9 protein-coding genes are annotated in these 6,156 nt (G+C 39.6%); 7 read left to right on the plus strand and 2 right to left on the minus strand.

Features of this window, described 5'->3' with window-relative positions:
• Positions 1 to 130: 130 nt before the first annotated feature.
• Both cibB and cibA read right to left on the minus strand, forming a co-directional pair.
• Positions 131 to 283 (minus strand): fratricide two-peptide bacteriocin subunit CibB, encoded by a 153-nt coding sequence (cibB, locus tag L0P31_RS05360; RefSeq protein WP_000974044.1) that lies wholly within the window; start codon positions 281 to 283, stop codon positions 131 to 133.
• A 1-nt stretch (position 284) separates the two neighbouring features.
• A complete protein-coding gene (cibA, locus tag L0P31_RS05365) occupies positions 285 to 470 on the minus strand; it encodes a fratricide two-peptide bacteriocin subunit CibA (protein WP_000180841.1) in 186 nt (61 codons plus the stop codon).
• A gap of 177 nt (positions 471 to 647) precedes the next feature.
• Here cibA and tsaB point away from each other — a divergent pair, with 177 nt between their 5' ends.
• The 7 genes from tsaB to L0P31_RS05400 all read left to right on the plus strand — a co-directional run.
• The gene (tsaB, locus tag L0P31_RS05370; RefSeq protein ID WP_238096097.1) at positions 648 to 1,331 is read left to right on the plus strand and encodes a tRNA (adenosine(37)-N6)-threonylcarbamoyltransferase complex dimerization subunit type 1 TsaB; all 684 of its coding nucleotides are present in this window, start codon (positions 648 to 650) and stop codon (positions 1,329 to 1,331) included.
• Positions 1,328 to 1,765 (plus strand): ribosomal protein S18-alanine N-acetyltransferase, encoded by a 438-nt coding sequence (gene rimI, locus L0P31_RS05375; RefSeq protein ID WP_238096099.1) that lies wholly within the window; start codon positions 1,328 to 1,330, stop codon positions 1,763 to 1,765. Before tsaB ends, rimI begins: the two co-directional genes overlap by 4 nt.
• Positions 1,755 to 2,765: a tRNA (adenosine(37)-N6)-threonylcarbamoyltransferase complex transferase subunit TsaD gene (gene tsaD, locus L0P31_RS05380; protein WP_238096101.1), complete on the plus strand. Its 1,011-nt coding sequence runs from the start codon at positions 1,755 to 1,757 to the stop codon at positions 2,763 to 2,765. Before rimI ends, tsaD begins: the two co-directional genes overlap by 11 nt.
• Positions 2,766 to 2,868: 103 nt before the next feature.
• Positions 2,869 to 3,732 carry an Rgg/GadR/MutR family transcriptional regulator gene (locus tag L0P31_RS05385; RefSeq protein ID WP_004254984.1) on the plus strand — a complete coding sequence of 288 codons (864 nt, stop codon included), beginning with the start codon at positions 2,869 to 2,871 and terminating at the stop codon, positions 3,730 to 3,732.
• 230 nt (positions 3,733 to 3,962) lie between these two features.
• A complete protein-coding gene (locus L0P31_RS05390) occupies positions 3,963 to 4,247 on the plus strand; it encodes a bacteriocin immunity protein (protein WP_004254985.1) in 285 nt (94 codons plus the stop codon).
• Positions 4,248 to 4,368: 121 nt separating this feature from the next.
• A complete protein-coding gene (locus L0P31_RS05395) occupies positions 4,369 to 5,595 on the plus strand; it encodes an MFS transporter (RefSeq protein WP_004254988.1) in 1,227 nt (408 codons plus the stop codon).
• Between the two features lie 143 nt (positions 5,596 to 5,738).
• Positions 5,739 to 6,156 (plus strand): TetR/AcrR family transcriptional regulator (locus tag L0P31_RS05400; RefSeq protein WP_049489547.1); only part of this gene is annotated, 418 nt, incomplete at its 3' end.

The following is a 6,156-nucleotide window of genomic DNA, read 5'->3' on the forward strand; positions in this document are numbered from 1 at the left end:
AACAAAACAATACAAACAGATAAATCGATTGGTAAAGGGATAGTAGTAATGTTTAAATCATTGAGAATGCTGAGCAAACTATAAGAGATAAAGATAATAAAATTTATCCTTCTAAAAATGTGTTTTTTATCTAGCATGACTTACCAAACTTTTTACGAAGGTCTTTTCCAATGGTATAACCTGCCATAAATAAAGCGATACCAACACCTACACCAAAACCACCCTTTATTTCTTGCAATTCCTTATTAGAAATTTCACAATAGTTGTTCAAATCTTTCATCATATTAATCTCCTCCTAAAAAATAACCAGCTGCCAAACCAGAACCTATAAGTGCTGTTCCACCTGCAATAGCTTTCCAAGATACTGCTACTCCAAAGATAACCAAGGGAGCGAGACCGCCATCAATATCTGATAATTCATTTTCAGATAAGGATAAAAATTGATTGTCAAGAACGTCAAAATTTGTCATTGAACTTTCCTCCTTTTTTCTTGTTCACTTTTATATTCGGAAAAGAAAAGGAAAAGTGAGCATTTTTTAAATTATTTTTTAGCTAAGTATAGGCATTTTTGTTTGGGGGCAAAGAAAATTCCCATGTGCCAGCTTTTGTAGTATAATAGTAAGCAGACAAAAAGATAGGAATGTGTTATGAAAGTATTAGCTTTTGATACGTCCAGCAAGGCTCTTTCTCTCGCTATTTTAGAGGACAAGCAGGTTCTTGCCGAGACGACGATTAATATTAAGAAAAATCACAGTATTACCCTCATGCCTGCCATCGATTTTTTGATGGCAAGTGTGAACTGGACGCCCAAGGATTTGGATAGAATCGTTGTGGCGGAAGGGCCAGGTAGCTACACAGGTTTGCGAATTGCGGTAGCAACTGCCAAGACCCTTGCTCATACTCTTAACATCGAGTTAGTTGGTATGTCTAGCCTCTTGGCTCTGGTGCCCTACCAACAAGAAGGTTTGTTCGTTCCTTTGATGGATGCGCGTCGCAACAATGTTTACGCAGGATTTTATGAGAATGCCAAACCTGTCATGCCAGAAGCACACCTGCCCTTTGAGCGAGTGATTGAGCTAATCAAGGGTGCTAGTCAAGTAACCTTTGTCGGAGAAGTTGCCCCCTTTGTGGAGCAGATTCAAGAACACTTGCCAAGGACTAATTACAAAGAAACCCTGCCAAATGCAGCTAATCTTGCTCTTTTGGCTTGGGACAAGGAAGCAGACTCCTTGCATGATTTTGTGCCGAACTACCTCAAACGTGTTGAGGCTGAGGAAAACTGGCTCAAGAATCACACCGAGTCTGGCGAGTCTTACATTAAACGCCTATGATAGAAATCAAACGAATCCAACAACAGCCTGACTTGGCTCAAGCCATCTACGCTGTCATGGTAACTGTTTACCCAGTCAGTCCTTGGACGCTGGAACAAATCCAAGCAGATCTGTCCCAAGGCCAGACTTGGTATGCTCTGGCTTATGATGGGGCAGAAGTGATTGGCTTTCTAGCTGTGCAGGAAAATATCTTTGAGGCAGAAGTCCTGCAAATCGCTGTCAAAGGAGCTTATCAGGGTCAGGGAATTGCGTCAGCCTTGTTTGCAACATTGCCGACAGACAAGGAGATTTTCCTCGAAGTCAGAAGGTCAAATCATCGAGCGCAAGCATTTTACAAGAAAGAAAAGATGGCGGTCATCGCTGAGCGAAAGGCCTACTACCATGATCCAGTCGAGGACGCCATCATCATGAAGAGAGAAATAGATGAAGGATAGATATATTTTAGCATTTGAGACATCCTGTGATGAGACCAGTGTCGCTGTCTTAAAAAACGACGACCAGCTCTTGTCCAATGTCATTGCTAGTCAAATCGAGAGCCACAAACGTTTTGGGGGCGTAGTGCCAGAAGTAGCTAGTCGTCACCATGTCGAGGTCATTACAGCCTGTATCGAGGAGGCTCTAGCAGAAGCAGGAATTACCGAAGAGGACGTAACAGCTGTGGCGGTTACCTATGGACCGGGCTTGGTCGGAGCCTTACTAGTTGGTTTGTCAGCTGCCAAGGCCTTTGCTTGGGCACATGGGCTTCCGCTGATTCCCGTTAACCACATGGCTGGCCACCTCATGGCCGCTCAGAGTGTGGAGCCTTTGGAGTTTCCCTTGCTAGCCCTCTTGGTTAGCGGTGGGCACACAGAGTTGGTTTATGTTTCGGAGGCTGGTGATTACAAGATTGTTGGGGAAACGCGAGATGACGCGGTTGGTGAGGCCTATGATAAGGTTGGCCGTGTCATGGGCTTGACCTATCCTGCCGGTCGTGAGATTGACGAGCTAGCTCATCAGGGGCAGGATATTTATGATTTTCCTCGAGCCATGATTAAGGAAGATAATCTGGAGTTTTCATTCTCAGGTTTGAAATCTGCCTTTATCAATCTTCACCACAATGCCGAGCAAAAGGGAGAGAGTCTGTCTACAGAGGATTTGTGTGCTTCCTTCCAAGCCGCTGTCTTGGATATTCTTATGGCAAAAACTAAGAAGGCTTTGGAGAAGTACCCTGTTAAAACCCTTGTCGTGGCAGGTGGGGTAGCAGCCAATAAAGGCCTTAGAGAACGCCTAGCAACTGAAATCACAGATGTCAATGTCATCATTCCACCTCTGCGCCTCTGCGGAGACAATGCAGGTATGATTGCCTATGCTAGCGTTAGCGAGTGGAACAAAGAAAACTTTGCAAACTTGGGCCTCAATGCCAAACCAAGTCTCGCTTTTGATACTATGGAATAAAGAGTCAGCTTAAGGCTGACTTTTTTACTTGCCGAAATGTCAGAATATTTTGACAAATAAATGTAAATAATGATATAATATATAAAGAATAGGAGGTGGTCAGATGATTGGGAGAATGGAATTGGGGGAATTTTACAAGGAATTACGTTTGGCTAGAAAGCTCAAGCAGTCAGATGTGGCTTGTGCTGGACTAACAGCTTCTCAGCTATCCAAGTTCGAACTAGGGCAGTCTATGCTGTCTGCAGATAAGTTGATTCTAGCTATCCAAGGTATAAATGTGACCTTTGATGAGTTTGGGCACAAGCTCAACAACTATCAAGAATCTCCACATATGCGAATTGGTAGAAAGGTTGTGGATCGCTTTGCCCACCAAGATATAGCTGGTTTAGAGCAACTGTTGGAGGAAGTCGAGCAAGAACAGATGGCAGAGACCTATCGTCGTTTGAATGCCATTGTAATTAAAAACGCACTCCATTCCTTAAATAAGAACTATCCATTAGTAAAAGAAGATAGCGAGTTTTTGACTATCTATCTCTATGCTATTGAGTCTTGGACCTGGTTTGAACTCTATCTCTTTTGCAATACCATGCCCTTCTTGAGCAATCAAGATTTGATATTTTTATCGACCGCTTTAATTGAGAAATCTAGGGAATTTAAAGAGTTGGTACATAATCGATTGTATATGAAAAGTGGATTTCTGAATATTATATCAGAACTCATGGAGCGTAAACTTTTCTCTTATATCCCAATTTTTGAAGCTGAGCTAGAGAGCATGCTTCGTCCATACGATGTTTTTGAAAAAGTATTGTGGCAGTTTTTAAAGAAAATGAAGATTTTCCTTCAAACCAAAGGAAGCAATCAAAAAGAGATTGAAAGATTTATCCAATCTCTGCAAGTATTAGAAAATCCACAATTGCTAGCCCTCTTCGAATTGCGTTTGAAGCAATACAAAGAACTTATTGAGTAGTCAACAATTGCAAATCTGAAATTTCTATAAGAAAAAATATCAAATATGCGATTTTCTAAAATAAGCTAATTTTCGTGTTATACTATCCTTGTAAAGCACTTCAAGCAGATCCTAAGTCGCAGAAGTGGTTTATAGATGGGAATTCGTACAGTATATGTTTAATTATGAGCATACTGTAAATGGCTGGACTAAAAGTGAAACTTGGCGTCCTAGATAAAATGAGGTAAACGATGGAAAAACAAAGTCAGTTACAAATGTTAATTCATTCCCTATACAATAATAAAGAAATTAGCTTGACGGAAGAATTTAGGAAGCAATTGCTGGAAACAGCAAAACAGTTCTCTAGTACTAATGAAGATTTGTTAGCTGTACGTCTTTCTTTTGCCGTCTCTAAAGAATTGTTGAGCTTTAAAGGTGAACCGCCGACAGAGTTGTTGGATTTAGCAAAATTTGTCCAAAAGAAAGAAGCTAAATACAAGCAGGGAATAGTGTGGTCTGGTATTTTTAAGATATGATTTATTATAAAATACGGCATGAACATCATATAATGGATGAATCTGAATATGAGCAAGGCTTGGAGTTCAATATTAAACCAAGTCTTGTTTTCTATACACTGGAACTTTAAAAGGAGTTGTGATGAAAGTATTTCTTCAAAATAGAAATTTTAGGCAATTAACCATCAACCAGTGGATTTCAACGGTTGGGGATACGATTTTTTATCTGGCCTTTTTGAATTATGTGGCAGATGCATCTTTTGCCCCTTTGGCGATTTTACTGATCACGATTTCAGAAACCCTTCCTCAAGTTCTGCAAATCTTTCTGGGAGTTTTGGCGGATTTTCAACATCATCGTGTCCTAAAATATACAATGATTAGTTTTGCAAAATTTTTGCTTTACTCTATCGTTTCTTTATCACTTTCAGGGCAGTCCTTTTCCTTGTTATTAGTAGCATTTATTTGTCTGATTAACCTCTTATCTGACACATTGAGTTATTTTTCAGGCGCCATGCTCACTCCGATTTTCATTAGAATTATTGGGCAAGACCATCTGGCAGAAGCTATTGGATTTAAACAGTCAACTGTTAGTTTAGTGAAAACAATCAGTAATATTCTAGGAGGAGTCTTACTAGGTATTCTATCTATCCAGTCTATTTCCTTACTGAATGCTCTGACCTTTTTAATCGCATTTTTAGGTATTCTTTTCATAAAAACAGACCTCTTGAAAGTAGAAAAAACGATTAGCTATCAAGAAGGACTCTCTGTAAAATCCTTTTGCCAGCATCTGCTCCAATCATCAAAATTGATATGGAATATGAATAAGGTGCTCTTGGTTTTGTTTATTATCTCTATTAGTCAAGCAGTGATAAATGTTACAGTTCCTGTTTCTACTCTGTTTTTGAGGAATCAGCCCTTTTTGAATTTACAAACAGGTCAATCTCTTGCCTTGTTATCCACTCTTGAATTGTCAGCCCTTATTGTCGGAAGCCTTGTGAGTGGCTATCTGAAGAATACAATCTCCATAAAACTAGCCCTATATGCCTCGCTTATTATCCAATTACTCCTTTTAGTTGGCTTTGTGGCAGTTCGTTTTGACTGGATTCTTATCTTTAGTGCCTTGGATGCCTTTTTCGCAGGTATCCTCTCTCCTCGATTACAGGAACTCATTTTTAAACAAATACCTGAGGAGTCAATGGGAGCAGTTCAATCCTCTATCGGTGCCATTACAGTTGTTTTACCTAGCTTATTTACAATAGCTTTGGTAACCATTGCTACTAGCTTTGGAACTCTGGCAGTTAGCTTTGTTTTATTGCTATTTCTTCTAGCTGCCTTTATCATACTCTTGAATATCCGTGAAAACATTTAGCGAAGAATGTGTATATTATATGTTTGAGACTGGATTCCAGTCTGTTTATGATGGCTACAATCAGCAGACTGTTAAATTTTTGAGAAAGTTGCTTGACATTTCAGACCAATCGGTTTATAATTCAAAAATGTAGAGATAAATACATGAGAAAAGAAGAAAAAACAAGACTACGAAGAGAGAAAATCATTACCGCTGCTTTGTTTGAATTTGCTACAAAAGGCTATCAAGGTTTTGTCATCAATGAACTTTGTAAAGTGGATGGTATTTCCAAAGGAGTTTTGTATCATAATTTTTCAGGGAAATCAGACCTCTATCTAACTTGTTTTCAGGAGAGTTTTGAGAAAGCTTTGGCAGTGTTTCTGGGGGTGGAAGGTCAAGTGCCCTCCTTAGCTGATTATATGGAAAGACGTCACCAATTTTATCAGCAATACCCAGAACATAGCCACATTTTCTTTGAGGCAATGATTGCGACACCAGAAGAATTGGAAGCAGACATTGCACCACAGAAAGCTATCTTTTTGGACTTGAATGAACAAGTTTGTCAAAAACTTATATCAGAAT

It is taken from the genome of Streptococcus mitis (assembly GCF_022137125.1).
Classification (GTDB): Bacteria; Bacillota; Bacilli; order Lactobacillales; family Streptococcaceae; genus Streptococcus; species Streptococcus mitis_CE.